Annotated in this window: 20 protein-coding genes; 6 read left to right on the forward strand and 14 right to left on the reverse strand. The window is 62.3% G+C overall.

Annotated features, from left to right (window positions below; translation table 11 throughout):
- Positions 1–74: 74 nt before the first annotated feature.
- Together ACIPZH_RS24385 and ACIPZH_RS24390 are read left to right on the forward strand one after the other, a co-directional pair.
- Positions 75–1118, forward strand: coding sequence for a histone deacetylase family protein (locus ACIPZH_RS24385; protein WP_400638145.1), 1044 nt, complete (start codon positions 75–77; stop codon positions 1116–1118).
- Positions 1118–2221 (forward strand): polyamine ABC transporter substrate-binding protein, encoded by a 1104-nt coding sequence (locus tag ACIPZH_RS24390; protein WP_267819991.1) that lies wholly within the window; start codon positions 1118–1120, stop codon positions 2219–2221. The genes ACIPZH_RS24385 and ACIPZH_RS24390 overlap by 1 nt, the downstream gene beginning before the upstream one ends.
- Before the next feature lie 97 nt (positions 2222–2318).
- Here ACIPZH_RS24390 and ACIPZH_RS24395 read toward each other — a convergent pair whose 3' ends face one another.
- From ACIPZH_RS24395 to ACIPZH_RS24415, 5 genes are read right to left on the reverse strand one after another with little or no spacing between them, the layout of a single operon-like run.
- Positions 2319–2951, reverse strand: coding sequence for an SCO family protein (locus ACIPZH_RS24395; RefSeq protein ID WP_267819989.1), 633 nt, complete (start codon positions 2949–2951; stop codon positions 2319–2321).
- Complete coding sequence (cyoE, locus tag ACIPZH_RS24400; RefSeq protein WP_400638146.1) at positions 2948–3841, reverse strand: heme o synthase; 894 nt, start codon at positions 3839–3841, stop codon at positions 2948–2950. The genes ACIPZH_RS24395 and cyoE overlap by 4 nt, the downstream gene beginning before the upstream one ends.
- Positions 3826–4899 (reverse strand): heme A synthase, encoded by a 1074-nt coding sequence (locus tag ACIPZH_RS24405; protein ID WP_241806703.1) that lies wholly within the window; start codon positions 4897–4899, stop codon positions 3826–3828. The genes cyoE and ACIPZH_RS24405 overlap by 16 nt, the downstream gene beginning before the upstream one ends.
- A gap of 10 nt (positions 4900–4909) precedes the next feature.
- Positions 4910–5494, reverse strand: coding sequence for a hypothetical protein (locus ACIPZH_RS24410; RefSeq protein WP_400638148.1), 585 nt, complete (start codon positions 5492–5494; stop codon positions 4910–4912).
- Positions 5460–6200: an SURF1 family protein gene (locus ACIPZH_RS24415; RefSeq protein ID WP_241806701.1), complete on the reverse strand. Its 741-nt coding sequence runs from the start codon at positions 6198–6200 to the stop codon at positions 5460–5462. Before ACIPZH_RS24415 ends, ACIPZH_RS24410 begins: the two co-directional genes overlap by 35 nt.
- Before the next feature lie 51 nt (positions 6201–6251).
- Between ACIPZH_RS24415 and ACIPZH_RS24420 the strand changes: the two genes are divergently transcribed.
- Positions 6252–6455: a twin transmembrane helix small protein gene (locus ACIPZH_RS24420; protein ID WP_400638149.1), complete on the forward strand. Its 204-nt coding sequence runs from the start codon at positions 6252–6254 to the stop codon at positions 6453–6455.
- A gap of 57 nt (positions 6456–6512) precedes the next feature.
- Here ACIPZH_RS24420 and ACIPZH_RS24425 read toward each other — a convergent pair whose 3' ends face one another.
- The 4 genes from ACIPZH_RS24425 to coxB are packed head-to-tail and all read right to left on the reverse strand — an operon-like array spanning position 6513 to position 10754.
- Positions 6513–7400, reverse strand: coding sequence for a cytochrome c oxidase subunit 3 (locus tag ACIPZH_RS24425; protein ID WP_400638150.1), 888 nt, complete (start codon positions 7398–7400; stop codon positions 6513–6515).
- 16 nt (positions 7401–7416) lie between these two features.
- Complete coding sequence (locus ACIPZH_RS24430) at positions 7417–7983, reverse strand: cytochrome c oxidase assembly protein (RefSeq protein ID WP_400638152.1); 567 nt, start codon at positions 7981–7983, stop codon at positions 7417–7419.
- A 10-nt stretch (positions 7984–7993) separates the two neighbouring features.
- Positions 7994–9583, reverse strand: a complete 1590-nt coding sequence (gene ctaD, locus ACIPZH_RS24435) for a cytochrome c oxidase subunit I (protein ID WP_012312075.1) — start codon at positions 9581–9583, stop codon at positions 7994–7996.
- A gap of 43 nt (positions 9584–9626) precedes the next feature.
- Positions 9627–10754, reverse strand: coding sequence for a cytochrome c oxidase subunit II (coxB, locus tag ACIPZH_RS24440; protein ID WP_241806697.1), 1128 nt, complete (start codon positions 10752–10754; stop codon positions 9627–9629).
- Positions 10755–11123: 369 nt separating this feature from the next.
- On the opposite strand from coxB, the gene ACIPZH_RS24445 reads away from it, so the two are divergent.
- A complete protein-coding gene (locus ACIPZH_RS24445; RefSeq protein ID WP_400624149.1) occupies positions 11124–11765 on the forward strand; it encodes a hypothetical protein in 642 nt (213 codons plus the stop codon).
- Positions 11766–11882: 117 nt separating this feature from the next.
- The gene (locus tag ACIPZH_RS24450) at positions 11883–12971 is read left to right on the forward strand and encodes a hypothetical protein (RefSeq protein WP_400638154.1); all 1089 of its coding nucleotides are present in this window, start codon (positions 11883–11885) and stop codon (positions 12969–12971) included.
- Between the two features lie 2 nt (positions 12972–12973).
- Here ACIPZH_RS24450 and ACIPZH_RS24455 read toward each other — a convergent pair whose 3' ends face one another.
- The 5 genes from ACIPZH_RS24455 to prlC all read right to left on the reverse strand — a co-directional run bounded on the left by ACIPZH_RS24455 (position 12974) and on the right by prlC (position 19284).
- Positions 12974–14500: a SulP family inorganic anion transporter gene (locus ACIPZH_RS24455; protein WP_400624143.1), complete on the reverse strand. Its 1527-nt coding sequence runs from the start codon at positions 14498–14500 to the stop codon at positions 12974–12976.
- 192 nt (positions 14501–14692) lie between these two features.
- A complete protein-coding gene (locus ACIPZH_RS24460; protein WP_241806693.1) occupies positions 14693–15412 on the reverse strand; it encodes a carbonic anhydrase in 720 nt (239 codons plus the stop codon).
- A gap of 271 nt (positions 15413–15683) precedes the next feature.
- On the reverse strand, positions 15684–16742 hold the full coding sequence (locus tag ACIPZH_RS24465) for a PA0069 family radical SAM protein (RefSeq protein ID WP_400624140.1): 1059 nt from the start codon (positions 16740–16742) through the stop codon (positions 15684–15686).
- Between the two features lie 212 nt (positions 16743–16954).
- Positions 16955–17236, reverse strand: a complete 282-nt coding sequence (locus tag ACIPZH_RS24470; protein WP_012312067.1) for a YheV family putative zinc ribbon protein — start codon at positions 17234–17236, stop codon at positions 16955–16957.
- Positions 17233–19284: an oligopeptidase A gene (prlC, locus tag ACIPZH_RS24475; RefSeq protein WP_400638156.1), complete on the reverse strand. Its 2052-nt coding sequence runs from the start codon at positions 19282–19284 to the stop codon at positions 17233–17235. The genes ACIPZH_RS24470 and prlC overlap by 4 nt, the downstream gene beginning before the upstream one ends.
- A gap of 102 nt (positions 19285–19386) precedes the next feature.
- Here prlC and ACIPZH_RS24480 point away from each other — a divergent pair, with 102 nt between their 5' ends.
- Positions 19387–19935 carry a gamma carbonic anhydrase family protein gene (locus ACIPZH_RS24480; protein WP_039603776.1) on the forward strand — a complete coding sequence of 183 codons (549 nt, stop codon included), beginning with the start codon at positions 19387–19389 and terminating at the stop codon, positions 19933–19935.
- Positions 19936–19937: the final 2 nt, after the last annotated feature.

Raw genomic sequence — 19937 nt, forward strand, 5'->3', positions numbered from 1 at the left:
GGCCGTTTGCGTCGTTCTCCCGCACCCGGCAGCCCGTGAAAATGGGCCAACGCCAGTACCACCGGAGAACAACAATGCTGACGATCTATTCCGATGACCACCGCCTGCACCACGGCCGCTGCGAGCTGATCGACGGCAAACTGATGCCCTGCTTCGAAATGCCGTCGCGCGCTGACCATGTGCTCGAGCAAGTGAAAAAGCGCAACCTCGGTGCTGTCCAGGCCCCGACCGATTTCGGCCGTGCACCGCTGCAGCGCATCCACAGCGCCGACTATCTCGACTTCTTCGAAGGTGCCTGGGCGCGTTGGGCCGCGTTGGGTCAGGAAGGCGACCTGCTGCCCTTCACCTGGCCAGCCCGCACCTTGCGCCAGGTCAAACCCACCGGCCTGCATGGCGAACTGGGTTACTACAGTTTCGATGCCGGCGCGCCCATCACCGCGGGTACCTGGCAAGCCGCCTACAGCGCAGCACAGGTTGCCCTCACCGCCCAGGCTGCAATCGAGCAAGGCGCCCATGCGGCCTTCGCCCTGTGCCGCCCACCAGGGCATCACGCCGCCGCTGAGGTGATGGGAGGTTACTGCTACCTGAACAACGCCGCGATCGCAGCCCAAGCCTTCCTCGACCAGGGCAGGGCCAAGGTGGCTATCCTCGACGTCGACTACCACCATGGCAATGGCACCCAGGACATCTTCTACCACCGCGAAGACGTGTTCTTCGCCTCGATCCACGGCGACCCGCAAGACGAGTTCCCGTTCTTTTTGGGCTACGCGGACGAAACCGGCGCAGGTGCGGGCGCAGGCTGCAACATCAACTATCCGCTGCCAGCGGGCAGTGACTGGGCCGCCTGGAGCGCCGCGCTGGAGGACGCCTGCGCGCGCATCGCCGGCTACGACGCTGACGTGCTTGTCATCTCGCTGGGGGTGGATACCTTCAAGGATGACCCTATCTCTCAGTTCAAGCTGGACAGCCCGGACTACCTGGAAATGGGCAAGCGTATCGCCCAGCTCGGCAAGCCGACCTTGTTCGTGATGGAAGGCGGCTACGCGGTGGAAGAAATCGGTATCAACGCAGTCAATGTGCTGGAAGGTTTCCAGCTCGCCCAGCCAGGAGCCCGATAATGGCCAGACTCAAGCGCCTGCTCGCCCCACTCATCGCGGCCACCCTGTGCGCCGGCGCCCTTCAGGCGCAAGCCGAACAGCGCACCTTGCGCGTGTACAACTGGTTCGATTACATCACCCCGCAAACCTTGACCAGCTTCCAGAAGGACAGTGGCGTCAAGCTGGTCTACGACATTTTCGACACCAACGAAGCCCTGGAGGCGAAGCTGTTAACGGGTAACTCCGGCTACGACGTGGTAGTGCCGTCCAACGTGTTCCTCGCCAAGCAGATAGAGGCGGGGGTGTTCCAGCCACTGGACCGCAGCAAGCTGCCGAACTGGCAACACCTGGACCCGGCATTGATGAAGCTGATCGAGGCCAACGACCCGGGCAACAAGTTCGCCGTGCCTTACATGTACGGCACGGTGCTGATCGGTTTCAACCCAGACAAGGTCAAGGCAGTACTGGGCGACAAGGCTCCGGTGGACAGCTGGGACCTGCTCTTCAAGGAAGAGAACATCGCCAAGCTCAAGCAGTGCGGCGTAGCGCTGCTCGACTCGCCATCAGAGATCCTGCCTCTGGCGTTGCAATACCTCGGGCTGGACCCCAACAGCAGCAAGCCAGGTGACTACAAGCAAGCCCAAGCCCTGCTGCTGAAGATCCGCCCCTATATCACCTACTTCCACTCTTCCAAGTACATGGCGGACATCGCCAACGGCGATATCTGCGTTGCCGTTGGTTATTCCGGCAGCTTCTCCCAGGCCGCAAACCGCGCCCGAGATGCGAAGAACGGTGTGGTGGTGGACATGCGCCTGCCCAAGGAGGGCGCGCCGATCTGGTTCGACATGCTGGCGATTCCGAAAGGCGCCGCCAACCCGGAGGATGCGCATACGTTCATCAACTACCTGCTGCGCCCAGAGGTGATTGCGCCGATCAGCGATTTTGTCGGCTACCCGAACCCGAACAAGGATGCGACGGATCAGGTCAGCCCAGCGATTCGCAATAATCCCAACCTGTATCCGACCCCTGAGGCGATGGCCAAGCTGTACACGCTCAAGCCTTTGACGCGTGAGGCAGAGCGGGCGCGGACGCGGGCCTGGACCAGGATCAAGTCCGGGACTTGATACCGCCTTGTGTTAGCAAGACCGCGCGCGCCTGACGGCGCGTGCGGTGCCTTGTCGAGCGGCCTTGTGCCGCGCTGGCCTAAGCAGGCCGGGAGTTTCAATCGCGCTTCACAAGCCCCGGCAACTGCGCCACCAGCTTCTGGTTGTTGAACGGCGCCCGGATGAACCCACGCTGACGACCGTCCGGCCCGACAATCGCCAGGTTGCCGCTGTGATCCACGGTATAACCGGGCTTGCTGGTATCGGCCGGGATGAACGGAATGCTCAAGGCATTGGCCAGCTTCTGAGTATCTTCGATCGACCCCGCCACGCCGACGAAATCCTTGTCGAAATAGCCCAGGTACTGCTTGAGCTGGTTCGGCGTGTCGCGGTTCGGATCGACACTCACCAGTACCACCTGCAGGCGGTCGACCGCTTCCTTGGGCAGCTCGCTCTTCACCTGCCGCAACTGGGCCAGGGTAGTAGGGCAGATATCCGGGCAATAGGTATAGCCAAAGAACAGCAGCGACCATTTGCCCTTGAGCTCGTCCAGTTGCACCGGCTGGCCGTCCTGGTTGGTCATGGTCACGTCGGCGACCGTGCGGCTCTGCGGCAGGAGGATGATGCCGGCATCGATCAACTGCGTGGGGTTTGGCTGGTCACTGCCATTGAGCACCTTGTTGACGGTCAGGCCCATGATCAACGCGACCAGGGCAACGAGGATGAAGACGGTTTTCTGGGTTCGGGTCATAGGTTCAGCAACAGGTAGTGGTCAACAAGCAACGCGATGAACAGCGCGAACAGGTACCCGATAGAGTACTTGAAGGTGCCGATCGCCGCGTGCGGCCGGCTGCCACGGTACAACACCCAGGCCCATTGCAGGAAGCGCAGACCAAGGGCGAGGGCGCAGGCCAGATACAACGGGCCGCTCATGTGGATGGCGTAGGGCAGCAGGGTCACCGCCAGCAGGATCAGGGTGTAGAGCAAGATGTGCAGCTTGGTGTAGCGCTCGCCGTGGGTCACCGGCAGCATCGGGATATCGGCCTTGGCGTACTCCTGCTTGCGGTGAATGGCCAGGGCCCAGAAGTGTGGTGGCGTCCAGGCGAAGATGATCAGCATCAGCAACAAGGGCTCGGCACTGACATGGCCACTTACTGCCACCCAGCCAAGCAGCGGCGGGGCCGCGCCTGCCAGGCCTCCGATCACGATGTTCTGCGGGGTCGCACGCTTGAGATAGCCGGTGTAGAGCACCGCATAGCCGAGCAGAGAGGCAAGCGTCAGCCAGGCGGCGAGGGCGTTGGTGAACACCAGCAACAAGGCCATACCCAGCAGCGCCAGGGCGAGGGCGAACAACAGCGCCGGCAACGGCGCAACCCGCCCCTCGGCCAGCGGCCGCTTGTGGGTGCGGGCCATCAGCGCATCGATGCGCCGGTCCAACACATGGTTGACCGTCGCCGCGGCCCCCGCGCACAGGGCAATCCCCAGATTGCCGAACAGCAGCACACCCCAAGGCACCCCGGCACGGGTCGCCAGGAACATGCCTACCAGCGAAGTGATCAGCATCAGCACCACCACCTTGGGCTTGGTCAGCTCCAGATAGTCGCGCCAGCCCGCACGTTGGGCACTTAGAAGCGTCGCCACGAAGCGTTCCTCAAGTGATGGGGCGCGCCCACGCCTGTCACCGGCGTGAGGCGCCAGCCTTGGCCCACACGCACCTTGTCGACGACACGGATACGGTAGTTGACCAGCACCATGCTCAGCAGCAACAGTGCGCCGCCTGCGTTATGCGCCACCGCCACCGCCAGCGGCAGGTGCAACAGCACGTTGCTGATGCCCAGGCCTACCTGCAGCGCCAGCACCAGCAGTACCAGGCGCCCCAACCCAGACAAGCCACAGCGGTGCAGCTTCCAGCTGAGCATCAGCAACACACCAGTGACCAGAAGAGCGCCCAGCCGATGGCTGATATGGATGGCCGTGCGCGCATCGCTGTCCAGTTGCCCGCCCAAGTAGTTGGGGCCCACGTGCTGGGTCAGGTGGAAGCCGTTGCTGAAGTCCGCTGCCGGCCACCACTGGCCATGGCAGGTCGGCAGGTCGATGCAGGCAACGGCCGCATAGTTGGAACTGACCCAGCCGCCCAGGGCAATCTGCCCGATCACTACCAGCAGCGCCAAGGCAGCGATCCGTCGCAAGCTCAGGGGTAACTTCGGCAATGGCGCAAAGGCCCGAGATAGACGCAGCGATAGCAGGAACAGCAAGGCCAGGGTAGTGAAGCCACCCAGCAGATGTGCGGTGACGACCTGCGGCCACAGCTTGAGGGTTACTGTCCACATGCCGAATGCCGCCTGGGCCAGCACTACGCCCAGCAGCAGCACCGGCAGGCGGTAGGGCTGGCCGTCGCGTGAATGCCGGCGCACGGCTTGGAAGGCGAGCAGGGCGATCACCACGGCAAGCGTGCCGGCAAAGTAACGATGGACCATCTCGGCCCAGCCCTTGGCGACCTCCACCGGGTGCTCGGGGAAGTGCAGTTCGGCATGGGCCAGCTGCGCATCGGTTTTCGGTACGCTGATGAAGCCATAGCAGCCAGGCCAGTCGGGGCAGCCGAGGCCAGCATGAGTCAGACGGGTATACGCACCGAGCAGTACGACCAGCAGTGCCAGCAGGGTGGCGAACACAGCGAGGCGGAATCCAGGTCTGGCCATGGCAAGGCTCCTAGCCGATGTTGGACAGCTTGAGCAGGTGGCGCAGGTCATCCAGTACATGCTTGCCGCTGACCTTGCCGTCATAGCGCAGCACCAGATTGCCGTGCGGGTCGACGATCCACAGATGCGGCGCGGGGTCTCCTACCTTCTGCAGGTAGCGCTGGGTATCGAGTGGATAACGCTGCAACTGTGGGTACTCGCGCGCCAGCAATGCCTGGTAGCCGGCGCTCAAAGGTTGGGCGGCGGCCAAGGCATGGCTGGCACGGCTGGCGTCCCGGCCAAGGCCAATCTGGATCTGCCGCGCCAGGTAAACCAGACGCTGGCAGTCTTCAGTACAGTTTTCCGGGGCGCTGACCAGCAGTTGCCAACGGGCGTCCTCGCCAGCGATGCCGATATCGCTGCGGCTCTGGCCATTGCCGATCATCGTGCCGTGATAGCTTCGGCCTTCCGGCACCCAGAACTTGAGCTTGTACATGCTGGTGGCCAGGATCATCGGGCCGAGCACCACCAGCAGAATCAGGATCAGCTGCAAACGCCCGCGGGCTCTGGGTTTGCGACGTTCAGGCATGTCCAGTGGAGTGGTGGTGGCGGCCATGGCGGTTCTCCTTTTTGTTGTGCCAGCCAAAGTAGAGGTAGAGCAGCACCAGTGCGGTGGCCAGGGCGAACCATTGCACGGCATAGCCCAGGTGTTTTTCCGGCCCCATGGCCACCACTGGCCAGTCCAGGCGGTACGCCGCCGGGCCAGGCTGCAGGCGCAGTTCATGGGCGAAGCCTGCGCGCCGCAGCTGTTGCCATAGTTGCACGGGGTTCACCGCCGTCAGCAGGTGCGGCCACTGGCCGCCCACGGGGTCGGGGTGCAATTGAAAGGTGCTGCCCGGCGCTACGTATACCGAGGCATCCAGGGCCAGAGCCTGCGCAGGGGTGTCGAAGGGCACCGGCACGCGACGGTCCGGCCAGGGCAGCCACCCGCGGTTGACCCACAGCCACAGGCCGCTGGGCTGGTCGAGAAACGGCTGCAGCAACTCGACGCCGGCCTGGCCGTCGCGCATGCGGTTGTCCAGCAGCACGCTGTGCTCGGCATCGAAGCGGCCGTAGAGGTGCACACGGCGGAAGGCGGGGTCGTCGCTCAGCTGCAACTGGGCGGCGGAAAGCGGCGCGTCGACGCTACGCTCGGCATGGCTGGCCAGCAATGCGCGCTTTTCGGCGGCTCGGCCCAATTGCCAGCAGCCAAGGGCGATCAAGCCCGGCAGTAGCGCAAGCACTACCAGGGTGGGTACCCAGCCCGGGCGAAACAGCCTCACGGGCGCCTCGCTATACTTATCCACATCACCGCATCCCCCTGGAGAAACGCCATGCTCAAGGCCGCGATTGTCATGATGCTGTTGGCCACCATCGCCAGCCTGTTCAGCGGCCTGGTGTTTCTGGTCAAGGACGATGAGAACTCCACCCGCCTGCTCAAGGCACTGACCGTGCGTGTCACCTTGGCCTCCGTGACCATCGCCCTGGTGGCATATGGCTTCATCTCTGGCCAGCTCGTCTCCCACGCTCCCTTCTAGGCCGTCAGCCGCCACCTGTAGGGGCGGCCTTGCGGCGCGAAAGGGCTGTGTCGCTCTTCACAGCACATACACAAAGATAAACAGCCCAACCCACACCACATCGACGAAGTGCCAGTACCAGCTAGCCGCCTCGAAGCCGAAGTGTTTGTCCGGGTTGAAGTGGCCCCGCAGGATGCGCACGAACATGACGATCAAAATGATCGTGCCCAAGGTCACGTGGGCACCGTGGAAGCCTGTGAGCATGAAGAAGGTCGCGCCGTAGATCCCCGAGCCCAGGGTCAGGCCCAACTGGGTGTAGGCCTCGAAGTATTCGTAGGCCTGCAGCGCGATGAAGCTCAGCCCCAGCAAGATGGTGATGGCCATCCACAGCTTCAGCGCCCCACGGTGGCCACGTCGCAGCGCATGGTGGGCGATGGTGATGGTCACGCTCGAACTGACCAGCAAAATGGTGTTGATCAAAGGCAGGTGCCAAGGGTCGATGACGTCCTTGGGCGGCGGGAACAACTTGGGGTCCGGGGTATTGAGCAGGGGCCAGGCGAACTCGAAACTGGGCCACAGCATGTGTGCGACACCTTTGGCGCCTTCTCCGCCGAGCCAGGGTCCGGCCAGTACCCGTACATAGAAAAGTGCGCCAAAAAACGCCAGGAAGAACATTACCTCGGAGAAGATGAACCAGCTCATGCCCCAACGGAACGAGCGGTCCAGCTGCGCGCTGTAGAGGCCGGCGCGGCTTTCCTTGACCACCGCACCGAACCAGCCGAACAGCATGTAGGCCAGCAACAGCGCACCGACGAAGAAAATCAGCGGCCCGTGGGAATCGGGGTGGCCAGCCTTGAGGTCGTTGAACCACGTGCCAAGGCCGAACACCGTGATGAACATTCCGATGGTGGCAATGATCGGCCACTTGCTCTGCGCAGGGACGTAGTAGTGTTCATGACTTGCCATTGCTGTTCTCCTTCCCTTAACGGGCGCCCTGAACGTCCTGGGGCGCGACATGCGCGACCGGCGGGTGGCGAGCGGTGATGTCGAACAAGGTGTAGGCCAGTGTCAGGTGCTTCACAGTGGCCGGCAGGTCCCGGTCGACGATGAAGCGCACGGGCATCTCGATACGTTCGCCGGGCTGCAGCACCTGCTGGGTAAAGCAGAAGCACTCGGTCTTGTGGAAGTACGCCGCGGCCTCGGCCGGAGTGATGCTGGGTACGGCCTGGGCGGTCATCGGCCGGTCAGTGGTGTTGTGAGCCACGAAGGTCATCTGGTTGACGGCCCCCGGGTTGACCGCGAGCTGGTCGGCAGTGGCGTAGAAATCCCAGACCATGTCACCGGCATTGGTCGACATGAACTGCACCCGCACCGAACGCGTCGGATCGCTGACCTGGCTCCCTTCATACTGCCCGCCCGTCTTGCCATTGATGCCGAAGGCCCTGCACATGACGTCGTAGATCGGCACCAGGGCAAAGCCGAAGGCGAACATCACCACCGTCAGCATCAACAGGCGCAGCACCAGGCGTTTGAGCGGTTGGCCGGTCATGGGCGGTTACCTATTTCACATCCGGTGGCGTCTGGAAGGTGTGATACGGCGCCGGCGAAGGCACCGACCACTCAAGCCCCTCGGCACCGTCCCAGGGTTTGGCCGGGGCCGGCGCGCCGCCGCGAATGCACTTGATGACGATGAACAGGAAGAAGATCTGCGTGGCACCGAACATGAATGCCCCGACCGATGACACCATGTTGAAGTCGGCGAACTGCAGGTTGTAGTCAGGAATGCGCCGCGGCATGCCGGCCAGGCCAACGAAGTGCATGGGGAAGAAGGCCAGGTTCATACCGATGAACGACAGCCAGAAATGCAGCTTGCCGAGGGTTTCGTCGTACATGTGGCCGGTCCACTTCGGCAGCCAGTAATAGGCCGAGGCGAAGATGCCGAAGATCGCCCCGGGCACCAGCACGTAGTGGAAGTGCGCCACCACGAAGTAGGTGTCGTGGTACTGGAAGTCTGCCGGCGCGATAGCCAGCATCAACCCCGAGAACCCACCGATGGTGAACAGGATGACGAAGGCGATGGCGAACAGCATCGGCGTCTCGAAGGTCAGTGAGCCTTCCCACATGGTGCTGACCCAGTTGAACACCTTCACCCCGGTGGGCACGGCAATGAGCATGGTCGCGTACATGAAGAACAACTCGCCCACCACCGGGATGCCGACAACGAACATGTGGTGCGCCCAGACGATGAACGACAGGAAGGCGATGGCACCCGTGGCGTAGACCATCGAGGTGTAGCCGAACAGTGGCTTGCGCGAGAACGCCGGGATGATCGAGCTGACCGCGCCGAAGGCCGGCAGGATCATGATGTACACCTCGGGGTGGCCGAAGAACCAGAACACATGCTGGAACAGCACCGGGTCACCGCCACCGGCGGCACTGAAGAAGCTGGTGCCAAAGTGGATATCCATCAGCATCATGGTGACCACGCCGGCCAGCACCGGCATCACCGCGATCAGCAGGAAGGCCGTGATCAGCCAGGTCCAGACGAACAGCGGCATTTTCATCAGGGTCATGCCCGGTGCGCGCAGGTTGAGAATGGTGGCTATGACGTTGATGGCCCCCATGATCGAGCTGATACCCATCAAGTGGATGGCGAATATGAAGAACGTCACGCTGGCGGGGGCATAGGTGGTGGAAAGCGGAGCGTAGAACGTCCAGCCGAAATTCGGCCCGCCACCGGGGCTGAACAGGGTCGATACCAGCATCAGGAACGCTGCCGGCAGCAGCCAGAAACTGAAGTTGTTCATCCGCGGCAGGGCCATGTCCGGCGCGCCGATCATCAGTGGGATCATCCAGTTGGCCAAGCCGACGAAGGCCGGCATCACCGCGCCGAACACCATGATCAGGCCGTGCATGGTGGTCATCTGGTTGAAAAATGCCGGCTCGACGATCTGCAGCCCGGGCTGGAACAGTTCGGCGCGTATCACCATGGCGAACGAACCGCCAAGCAGGAACATGATGAAGCTGAACCACAGGTACATCGTGCCGATGTCCTTGTGGTTGGTGGTCAGCACCCAGCGCATCAGGCCCTTGGCCGGGCCGTGGGCATGCTCATGGCCGTGGGCGTGGTCGTCGATCACTGCACTCATGTCCTGTCTCCTGCAGCCCACTGACTGCCGCGAGTAACCCGGTTCATTGCGCTTGTGCCTGCTTGAGCGCCAGCACGTCCTTCGGTGTCACCATGTCGCCTGTGTCATTGCCCCAGGCGTTGCGCTCGTAGGTGACCACGGCGGCGATATCGACTTCAGACAGCTGCTTGCCGAAGGCCGCCATGGCGGTGCCGGGCTTGCCGTGGAAGACGATGTCCAGGTGGGCATCCTTGGGGCCGGTGGCGATCTTCGAGCCCTTGAGTGCCGGGAACATCGGCGGCAAGCCCTGGCCCTCGGCCTGGTGACAGGCCACGCAGGTGGTGTGGTAAACCTTGTCGCCACGGGCGACCAACTCTTCAAGGGTCCATTCCTTGCTGGTCAGCTCTTTGAGTTTGGCCGCCTCGGCCTTGCGCTCGCCGAGCCAGGTGTCGTAGTCGGCCTTGGACTTGACCTCCACCACCACCGGCATGAAACCGTGGTCCTTGCCACACAGCTCGGTGCATTGGCCGCGGTAGATGCCGGGCTTTTCGACCCGGGTCCAGGCTTCATTGACGAAGCCAGGGATGGCGTCGCGCTTGACCGCGAAAGCCGGTACCCACCAGGAATGGATCACGTCGGCGGCGGTCACCAGAAAGCGCACTTTCGCGCCCACCGGCAGCACGAGCGGCTGGTCCACCTCAAGCAGGTAGTGCTCGTCCTTGGGCGCCTTGTTCTGGATCTGGTCGGCAGGGGTGGCCAGGTTGCTGAAGAACTCCACATCCTGGCCCAGGTATTTGTAGTGCCATTTCCACTGATAGCCCGTAACCTGGATATCAATGTCCGATTCGCTGGCGTCGTAGATGTCGATCAGCGTCTTGGTGGCGGGGATGGCCATGGCCACCAGGATCAGCAAGGGGACCACGGTCCACAGGATTTCTACCCAGGTGTGCTCGTGGAAATGCGCAGCTTGCTGGCCGGTGGAACGGCGGTGGATGACCATGGACCAGAACATCGCGCCGAACACCACGACGCCGATGATCACGCAGATCCAGAAGATGGTCATGTGCAGGTCGAACACGGCGTTGGAGACTTCCGTCGCCCCCGGCGCCATGTTTACGGTCCAGGCGGCGTTCGCCTGACCGAAAACCGTCCACAACAGGAGGCCCATCCAGACGGGTGGATGTCGCATCATTGCGGGTTCCCCTTCTAATTCTTGTTGTCCCGGAGGCATGGCCTGCGGCAAGAGGGAACGGCGGTCAAGACTGCCTGGCTTCGACGACCGAGCCCCTGCGATAAGCAGTCGGGCCTCATCAGCGAATCACGTTCAACCCGAGTATAGACAGCGACCAATGGCACGCAACGGCGCAGGTGAAATGATCTTCACGAAATCGTGAAAACGCCTGTAAAGCCTGCCCTAGACGCTAAGTGGCATAATGATGGCGCTCGCATATACCCAACAGCGCACACGTTTGCGTGGTTTATAACAAATGCGTCTTAGGTATTCTGTATACCGAGCTAATTTACTGTCTTCCGTTTGAAACGTATTGTCCCTGGAGTTGTCATGAACATCGCTGCTGTACGCGAGCAAATAAGCCAAGCCCACGATCACGAACGCCAGACCGGCCAACTGAAAGAGCGTCTCGAGCTGCAACTGCCCCATCTGCACCCCTCGATCCAGCTGCCTGAGCAGGACGCCCAGGGTACGTTGGCGCGCTTCGTCAGCGCCTATATAGACCAGGTGCCCGAGTTGCTCGAAGCTGCCCACGCGGTGGCGCTGGAGGCCGGTATCGAGTCGCAGATCAAACCCGTGCTGAAGATCGCTGAGGCCTATTTCCTGCAGCCGCCGAGCGTTATGCAGGGGCACGTGGGCCTGGACTGCCTGCTGGATGAAGCCTACCTGGCGCACCGTTTGGTGGAGGAGGTGAACGATCTTTATATCCGCCACTTCCAGCAACCACTGATCCCCTTCGATACCACCATGGCCAACCTGATTGCCCATCAACTGATCGGAGAAACCTTCGCCAACCAGCTCGATGAGGTGGTGCACCACTCGGTGGATGAAATGCTGGACGAGGAAAGCTTCGCTACCGAATCCGTGGAAGCCTACCGGGACACCTTGAGCAGCCCGAAGACTGGCGAGGCCTGGAAACGCTGGCCATGCCTGTCGCGCCAGCTGGGGGTCGAACTGGGCCAACCCGCCTGACCGCTGTCTGCAGCCCAATGGGAACAGGCTCCAACTGATCGGCTGTACCGCGCACGGATAGATTCTTCCCGCCTCCTTACGGGGTAGGCACTGACCTAACAAGGCGAGGAAGAAACCATGAGCATCAAATGGAACAGGCTTTACACGGACCTGTTACGCGGTAGCCGCTCCACCCTTTGGGGCAACTGGGCCCTCAACCCAGTCATCAAACCCGGAGCGGTGGGTATCATCGACCCGGCGTCCGGCGATTTCACCCTGGTCAACGAAGCGTTGCCCTCCGTACAGATTTCCAATGTCGAGCAAGGGCGCCGCTGGGCCATCAGCTCCAAGGACGTCTCCCGCAGGGAGACCAAGGCCAATGTTTCAGGGACCGTGATCGACCCAGCCACCGGGGCTCAGGTCAAGCCAGAGCTGACGCTGGAGTGGAACTTCGGTAAAGAGGAGTCGATCGCTTCGGAGTTTGCCCTTCATGGAGAGCAACGTCTGAATGACCTTGCCCTGATCCACGACCAATACGATTGGCTGTACGCGCAGGCACAGAAAGTCGGCATGGCCAGCGACGGCCGGATTGCAGAGGGCTTTGGCGTAGTAACGAGCGTCATTCTGGCCGATAGCGGCGTGAATGCCGGCGCCAAGAGCAAGAATGCCAAATTCTCCCTTTCGGGTTCGGCCAGCGGCCTGAACACCTTGCTGGGCGAAAACGGTATTTCAGGCAAAGGCGGAGCAACGTTCATCTCCACCCGCGATACCGCGTCGGTGGAATCGCATACCCTACCTGCGCAAGATGGCCAGGTTGCCACCCTCCCACTGCCGGTAGCTTACAGCTTTGCCTCCTTTGGCCCGGACAGGATGATCATTCCGATCTGGGTGCGCAAGATTGGCAGCTTGCAACTGCATGTCGACAGCAAGGCCACCTCGGCCACCACCTACATCACCAAGGTATCGATTGCCTATGATCTTCCAGGCGAGCGCCGCACCACGGTTGGCCCGATGACCATTTCCGGCGGCCTGTCGCATAACTTCACCCTTCCGCTGGGCGCCAGAAATCTCGACTTCAGCGCCGAATTCGTCAACGTAGGCGCCAATCAAACGTTGACGCGGCACTGGACAACGCCCCTCAGCCAGTGGGTTGGCGGCAGCCGGACCATCAACCTGTATGGTACGTGGCCCGGCTCGCCCTCCGTGCGTGTCGTCGAGGAAGACTGAGCTCAACACTCTGCCGCAGTGCGCAAGCCCCCCTCGATACGCCGCTTGAGCCCACGCGGCTCGATGAGCAGGCGTGAACCGGCGCTGCGCTGCGTACGCCCCCAGTCTTCCAGTAACTCCAGCACCGAATGGTCGATGTAACTCAGGTTGGCCAGCGGTACGTGCAACTGTGTGCCAGCGGGCACCGTTTCCAGCACCTGGGTCAGTGCCGGCACCTTGAGGAAGGTGGCGGCGCCGGTGAGCCTCAGCTCCATGTGCCCCGGCCGGTCCAGGCTGAGCAGGTTGATCTTAAGGCGGGCCGCTTTGAGTGCCAACTTCAGCAGCGTCAGGGCAAAGCCCAGCAGCACACCGGTCAGCAGGTCAGTGAAGATGATCGCCAGCGCTGTTGCTGCGTAGGTGAACATCGGCATGCGACCGTAGCGGCCAAGCCCGCGAAAGGCCTTGAAGTCCACCAACTTGATACCGGTGTACACCAGCACCCCCGCCAGGCTCGCCACCGGGATCTGCTGCAGCACACTGCTCAAGGCCACCACGAACGCCAACAACCACAAGCCATGGAGGATCGCCGATGCGCGGGTTTGCGCGCCGGCCTGCACATTGGCCGAACTGCGCACGATCACGCCAGTCATGGGCAGGGCGCCCAATACACCGCACAGCATGTTGCCGATACCCTGCGCGGAGAGTTCCCGGTCGAAGTCCGAGCGCTGGCCACTGTGCATGCGGTCCACCGCCGCGGCAGACAACAGGGTTTCGGCACTGGCGATGAACGCCAGCGCGAAGGCGGCCACCAGCAAGGTCGGGTCAGCCAATTGCAGCAGATCTTCGGGGCGCAGCCAGTCGATGGCCTCGGACAAGTCGGCTGGCACCTGCACACGATTGACTGGCAGTGCCAGCCACAGGCTGAGCAGCGTCATCCCCCCCACACCGAGCAAGGCGCCAGGTAAAAACCGCAGCCGCTGTGGCCGAAAACGCTCCCAGCCCCACATCACGGCGATGGTGCCCAAACCGAGCAGGCCGGCCTGCCAACCGCTGCCGGCACTTTCAAAGGGCAGGGCGCTAGCCACCGTGGCGGGGAAGCCGATCAGGTTCTGCAAGCCCGAAGGCTGCGGCGCCGTGTCGAACATCACATGCACCTGTGACAGCACGATCAGTACACCGATACCAGCCAGCATGCCATACACCACCGCCGGGGCAGTGACGCGGAACCAGCAGCCCAGGCGCAAGCGCCCGGCCAGCAATTGCAGCAACCCCGCCAGCAGCAGGATCGGCCCGAGCATCGCCACGCCGTGCTGGCGCACCAGCTCGAACACCAGCACGGCCAAGCCGGCGGCAGGGCCACTGACCTGCAGTGGCGAACCGGCCAGAAAGCCCACCACGATACCGCCGATGATGCCGGTTATAAGGCCTTTGGCCGGTGGCATGCCCGAAGCGATCGCAATGCCCATGCACAAGGGCAGGGCTACCAGGAAGACCACAACCGACGCCAGCAACTCTCGCGGCAAGGCCGCTTTCAACTGTGTAATGTTCACCGTGTTTCTCCTTTCTCTGTCACATGGCCTTCCCTCTGGCCATGGGCACATTTGGCCCCTGACAAACGCGCAGGCGCGGGCCGCCAGCGAGCATGCCGGCAGGGCAGTCAGGGAATTCAAGGCAGCCGAAGGCCGCGCCACACCCCTGCGGGGTGCAGCCGGCTATCAAGGTTCTAGCGTTGGATGGGTCGCTTAGTAGCGGCCTCTCGGAGTCGCGCAGGGCACCGGCTCACCAGCGGCCAGGGGCATGAAGCTGTCGCTGGCGGCATCGTAGGCTTCGATCCGGCTGGTCTCGATGTCATAGACCCAACCATGGATGTACAGCTCGCCAGCCGCAAGGCGCGAGGCCACCGACGGGTGGGTGCGCAGGTGGTGCAACTGGGCAATGACGTTTTCCCGCGTCAGCACCTGCATGGTTTCGTGCTCGCTGCCGCAGGCGCAGTTGTTCTCGACCACGGTACGTGCCACTTCGGCATGCCGCAGCCAGGCGGAAACGGTCGGCATCTTGGTCAGCGATTGCGGGTTGAGTACCGCACGCATCGCGCCGCAGTCGGAGTGGCCACAGATGATGATGTGGTGCACGCCCAGCGCCGACACGGCGTACTCGATGGCGCTGGAAACACCACCGTTCATCTGGCCATACGGCGGAACCACGTTGCCGACGTTACGGGTAACGAACAGGTCGCCTGGCGAGCTCTGGGTGATCAGCTCGGGGACGATGCGCGAGTCGGCACAGGTGATGAACATGGCGCGCGGCGTTTGCGCGGTAGCGAGCTTCTTGAACAGCTCTTGCTGCTCAGGGAAGACGTCATGGTGGAAACGCAGGAAGCCGTCGACGATGTGCTTGAGGGCGGCATCGGCGCTCTCCGCGGGGGCCTGCGGAACGACCTTGGATGGGTCCTTGACGGGCATGATTCATCCTCTTGACGGTGAGTTGGTAAATCCATTTTACCGGTGAAAGATTCTGGCTATGCGAGGAATTAGATGACACGCACAGGCCATAGATCACAGTCTTCGTGGACTGGTTTCCTACGCTAGCGGGGAAAACTTAACTGAAACTTAATTCGGAGGCTCTAGAACGGGTGTTCCAGATAGATAAGGCGGGAATTGGATAATAGCAAAAACACATCAAATGCCAAGACCCCCGAATAAGATTATGTGCTTGGATTAGTCCCATTAAGGGTCAAAACAATGCCATTTGCCCACCGGGCGGACAGAACGCCGAGCAATCCAGCATTTGCCCCTGCCGCCCCTCCAAATCCAACTTGCGCATGGCCTTGGCAAAGCGTTGCGCCAGCAACTCTGCGAAAACGCCCTCACCACGCATGCGCGCGCCAAAGCGGCTGTCATACAGCTCGCCACCCCGGCTCTGGCGAATCAGGCTCAACACATGGCTGGCGCGCTGCGGGTAGTGGTCCTGCAGCCATTGCTCGAACAGCGGTGCCACTTCCAGGGGCAGGCGCAGCATCATGTAGGCTGCGCTCTGCGCGCCAGCCTCCTTGGCGGCTTGCAAAAGGTGCTCCAGTTCGCTGTCGTTGATCATTGGAATCATCGGCGAACACAACACGCCCACCGGCACACCCGCCTCGCGCAGCACCCGGATTGCCCGCAGGCGGGCCTTGGGCGAGGCCGCACGCGGTTCGAGCACCCGCTTGAGGCCATCGTCCAGTGTGGTCAGGCTGATCATCACCCGCACCAACCGCTGGCTGGCCATTTCGGCCAGCAAATCGAGGTCACGCAATATCAGCGAACCTTTGGTGACGATGGTCACCGGGTGGCGAAAACGTAACAGCACTTCCAGCAAGCGCCGGGTCAATTGGTGCTCACGTTCGATCGGCTGGTAGGGGTCTGTGTTGGCACCCAGGTTGATGGGGGCGCACACATAGCCAGGCTTGCTCAGTTGCTCGGCAAGTACCTCGGCAGCGTTGGTCTTGGCGATCAGTTTGGTTTCGAAATCCAACCCTGGGGACAAGTCCCAATAGGCGTGCGAGGGCCTGGCATAGCAGTAGATGCAACCATGCTCGCAGCCTCGATAGGGATTGATGGAGCGATCGAAGGGCAGGTCGGGTGACGTGTTGCGGCTGATGATCGTCTTGGCCGTCTCAACCCGCACCTCGGTGCCTTGGGTAAGTGGAACCTCAAGGTACCAGCCGTCATCCTCCGCCACCGAATGGCTCGGAGCGAAGCGGTTGTGTGGATTGTGCGCCGTCCCACGGCCTTTGGGTGGTGCTGGAAGATTCATCGCCAAACCCTATACTGTATAGATGAACAGTATAGGGGCAAGGCTCAACTTGCCAGCACCTCTGGTCAGGCCAGCCCGTGCCAACTCAGGTAGGTGGCATGGCTTGGAGTGCGGCCAATATTGCCTGCCTCATGGGCGAGCGGGCGAGCATGCCTGCCTGGCGGAGCGGTAGAGCCTTGATCTTCTACCACCCCGACACAGGCAGGCGGGCCTTAGTCAGCCGGTTTCTTCAGCTTGGGATTGGGGAAGAACTGCACCGTCTGTACCTTGGCCGGCGCCGCCTTGGGCGCCAAGTGGTTGACCCGCGTCCCCAGCTCCTTGGGTACCGACAGCCCCTGTTCATTCAAGGTGTCGGTGAAGCCGCAGGCCACGCACTCTCGGTGCGGCACGTCGTCTTCGCTCCACATCATCAACTTGTCCGGCTCGCTGCACGCCGGGCAGACCGCCCCGGCGATGAAGCGCTTCTTGGTCTTGTTCACAGCTACCTCGCTCATGCCGCCGCGTCCTCGCTCAGCCCGCAGTGGCGCAGCAATGCATCAATGGAAGGCTCACGGCCACGGAAGTCGACGAACAGCACCATCGGCTCGCGCGAGCCGCCTCGGGCCAGAATGGCCTCGCGGAAGGCGCGGCCTGTCTCGGCGTTGAGCACGCCTTCTTCCTCGAACCGTGAGAAGGCATCAGCCGACAGTACTTCGGCCCATTTGTAGCTGTAGTAGCCCGCCGCGTAACCGCCAGCGAAGATGTGCGCAAAGCTGTTCGGGAAGCGGTTGTACGCCGGTGGGCGCATGACCGTCACCTCGTCGCGCACGCCTTCAAGCACCTGCAACACACTGCGACCATCGCCGTGGCTGGCGTGCAGCTCGAAGTCGAACAACGAGAACTCCAGCTGGCGCACCATCATCATGCCGGACTGGAAGTTCTTCGCCGCCAGCATCTTGTCCAGCAGGTCCTGGGGCAGGGCAGCCCCCGTTTCGTAATGGCCGGAAATCAGTGCAAGGCCTTCCGGCTCCCAGCACCAGTTTTCCATGAACTGGCTCGGCAACTCGACTGCATCCCAAGCCACGCCATTGATGCCCGACACGCCAGCATGCTCGATACGGGTCAGCAGGTGGTGCAGGCCGTGGCCGAATTCGTGGAACAGGGTTGTCACTTCATCGTGGGTCAGCAACGCAGGCTTGCCCGGCGCAGCGGGCGTGAAGTTGCACACCAGGTTGGCCACCGGGCTTTGCAGCTCACCACCCGCGGTACGGCGGCGGTCGCGGGCACCATCCATCCAGGCACCGCCACGCTTGTTGGCGCGGGCATAGAGGTCGAAGAAGAAGCGGCCGACGTGCTGGCCGTTTTCCTTGATCTCGAAAAGGCGTACGTCCGGGTGCCAGGTATCAAAGCCTTTGAGCTCTGCGATTTCGATGCCGTACAGGCGCTGGACGATGCTGAACAGGCCGGACAGTACCTTGTCGATCGGGAAGTAGGCGCGCAAGGTTTCCTGGGACACGCTGTAGCGCTGCTCGCGCAGCTTTTCACCGAAGTAGCCGGCGTCCCAACTGGCCAGCTCGGGGCAACCTTGCTCGGCAGCATAGGCCTTGAGCTGCTCCAGGTCCTGCACGGCGAACGGCTTGGAACGCTTGGCCAGGTCGCGCAGGAAGCTCAGCACCTGGTCGCTGGACTCAGCCATCTTGGTGGCCAGGCTCAGCTCGGCGTAGTTCTTGTAGCCCAGCAGTCCGGCCAGTTCCTGGCGCAGGTCGAGGATCTCGCGCATCACCGGGCCGTTGTCGAACTGGCCGGCATTCGGGCCCTGGTCAGAGGCGCGCGTGCAGTAGGCGGCGTACAGTTCTTCACGCAGGGCGCGGTCGCTGGCGTAGGTCATCACCGCATAGTAGCTGGGGAATTCCAGGGTGATCAGCCAGCCATCGAGGCCTTTGGCCTGGGCGGCAGCCGCCATCTGCGCCTTGGCCGAATCGGTCAGGCCGGCAAGCGCGGCTTCGTCGGTAACGTGCTTGGTCCAGGCCTGGGTGGCGTCGAGCAATTGGTTGGAGAAGCGGCTGCCCAATTCGCTGAGCTTGCTCTGCACTTCGGCGTAACGCTGCTGCTGGGCAGGTGGCAGGTCGATGCCCGACAGACGGAAGTCGCGCAGTGCATGCTCGAGGATGGTTTTTTGCGCCACATCGAAACCGGCGGCCTCAGGGCTGTTGACCAGAGCCTCATAGGCCTCGAACAGCGCGCGGTTCTGGCCCAGTTCGGTAGAGTAGGCACTGAGCGCCGGCAGGCAGGACTCGTAGGCCTCACGCAGCTCTTTGCTGTTGCACACCGCATTGAGGTGGCTGACCGGGCTCCAGGCAGCGCCCAGGCGGTCGTTGAGCTCGTCCATGGCCAGCACCAGGCCGGCCCAGGTGGGGTTCTTGCCTTGCTTTTCGAGGATCTGGGCAATGGCTTTACGGTTATCGGCCAGGATCTCTTCGATCGCCGGCAGCACGTGTTCGGCACGGATCGCCGAGAAGGGCGGCAGATCATAAGACTGCAGAAGCGGGTTGTTCGCACTCACGGTTTGGCTACCTTGGCAGAAGAAACACTGCCCCATCTTAATTACAATCGACGCCGACCGCAGCAGGCAGCCTGCCTATCGGCACAGATGAGAGACCCTATCATGGCCATTCGTAGCTTCCAGCAACACACTCCGAAAGTTGGACCACGGGCCTTCGTCGACCGCTCGGCGGTAGTGCTGGGCGATGTGGAAATCGGTGAAGACAGCTCTGTTTGGCCGTTGACGGTGATCCGCGGCGACATGCACCGCATCCGCATCGGTGCAAGGACCAGCGTGCAGGACGCCAGTGTGCTGCACATTACCCACGCCGGCCCGTTCAACCCGGACGGCTTCCCGCTGATCATCGGCGACGAAGTGACCATCGGCCACAAAGTCATGCTGCATGGCTGTACCCTGGGCAACCGCATTCTGGTCGGCATGGGCAGCACGATCATGGATGGCGCCATCGTCGAAGACGAGGTGATCATCGGCGCCGGTAGCCTGGTGCCGCCGGGCAAGCGCCTGGAGAGCGGCTACCTGTACGTGGGCAGCCCGGTAAAGCAGGCACGGCCACTGACCGACAAGGAACGTGCCTTTTTCCCTTATAGCGCCGGTAACTACGTGAAGCTCAAGGACCAGCACCTGGCCGAAGGCTACGACCGCCCGGAATGAAC

The organism is Pseudomonas sp. NPDC089758 (assembly GCF_044748705.1).
In the GTDB taxonomy this organism is placed as follows: Bacteria; Pseudomonadota; Gammaproteobacteria; order Pseudomonadales; family Pseudomonadaceae; genus Aquipseudomonas; species Aquipseudomonas putida_X.

Bases quoted from the DNA above. Each gene is read 5' to 3' on its own strand.
- ACIPZH_RS24385 (WP_400638145.1), top strand. From the start codon at position 75: ATGCTGACGATCTATTCCGATGACCACCGCCTGCACCACGGCCGCTGC.
- ACIPZH_RS24390 (WP_267819991.1), top strand. From the start codon at position 1,118: ATGGCCAGACTCAAGCGCCTGCTCGCCCCACTCATCGCGGCCACCCTG.
- ACIPZH_RS24395 (WP_267819989.1), bottom strand. From the start codon at position 2,951: ATGACCCGAACCCAGAAAACCGTCTTCATCCTCGTTGCCCTGGTCGCG.
- ACIPZH_RS24405 (WP_241806703.1), bottom strand. From the start codon at position 4,899: ATGGCCAGACCTGGATTCCGCCTCGCTGTGTTCGCCACCCTGCTGGCA.
- ACIPZH_RS24410 (WP_400638148.1), bottom strand. From the start codon at position 5,494: ATGGCCGCCACCACCACTCCACTGGACATGCCTGAACGTCGCAAACCC.
- ACIPZH_RS24420 (WP_400638149.1), top strand. From the start codon at position 6,252: ATGCTCAAGGCCGCGATTGTCATGATGCTGTTGGCCACCATCGCCAGC.
- ACIPZH_RS24425 (WP_400638150.1), bottom strand. From the start codon at position 7,400: ATGGCAAGTCATGAACACTACTACGTCCCTGCGCAGAGCAAGTGGCCG.
- ACIPZH_RS24430 (WP_400638152.1), bottom strand. From the start codon at position 7,983: ATGACCGGCCAACCGCTCAAACGCCTGGTGCTGCGCCTGTTGATGCTG.
- ctaD (WP_012312075.1), bottom strand. From the start codon at position 9,583: ATGAGTGCAGTGATCGACGACCACGCCCACGGCCATGAGCATGCCCAC.
- coxB (WP_241806697.1), bottom strand. From the start codon at position 10,754: ATGATGCGACATCCACCCGTCTGGATGGGCCTCCTGTTGTGGACGGTT.
- ACIPZH_RS24445 (WP_400624149.1), top strand. From the start codon at position 11,124: ATGAACATCGCTGCTGTACGCGAGCAAATAAGCCAAGCCCACGATCAC.
- ACIPZH_RS24450 (WP_400638154.1), top strand. From the start codon at position 11,883: ATGAGCATCAAATGGAACAGGCTTTACACGGACCTGTTACGCGGTAGC.
- ACIPZH_RS24460 (WP_241806693.1), bottom strand. From the start codon at position 15,412: ATGCCCGTCAAGGACCCATCCAAGGTCGTTCCGCAGGCCCCCGCGGAG.
- ACIPZH_RS24465 (WP_400624140.1), bottom strand. From the start codon at position 16,742: ATGAATCTTCCAGCACCACCCAAAGGCCGTGGGACGGCGCACAATCCA.
- ACIPZH_RS24470 (WP_012312067.1), bottom strand. From the start codon at position 17,236: ATGAGCGAGGTAGCTGTGAACAAGACCAAGAAGCGCTTCATCGCCGGG.
- ACIPZH_RS24480 (WP_039603776.1), top strand. From the start codon at position 19,387: ATGGCCATTCGTAGCTTCCAGCAACACACTCCGAAAGTTGGACCACGG.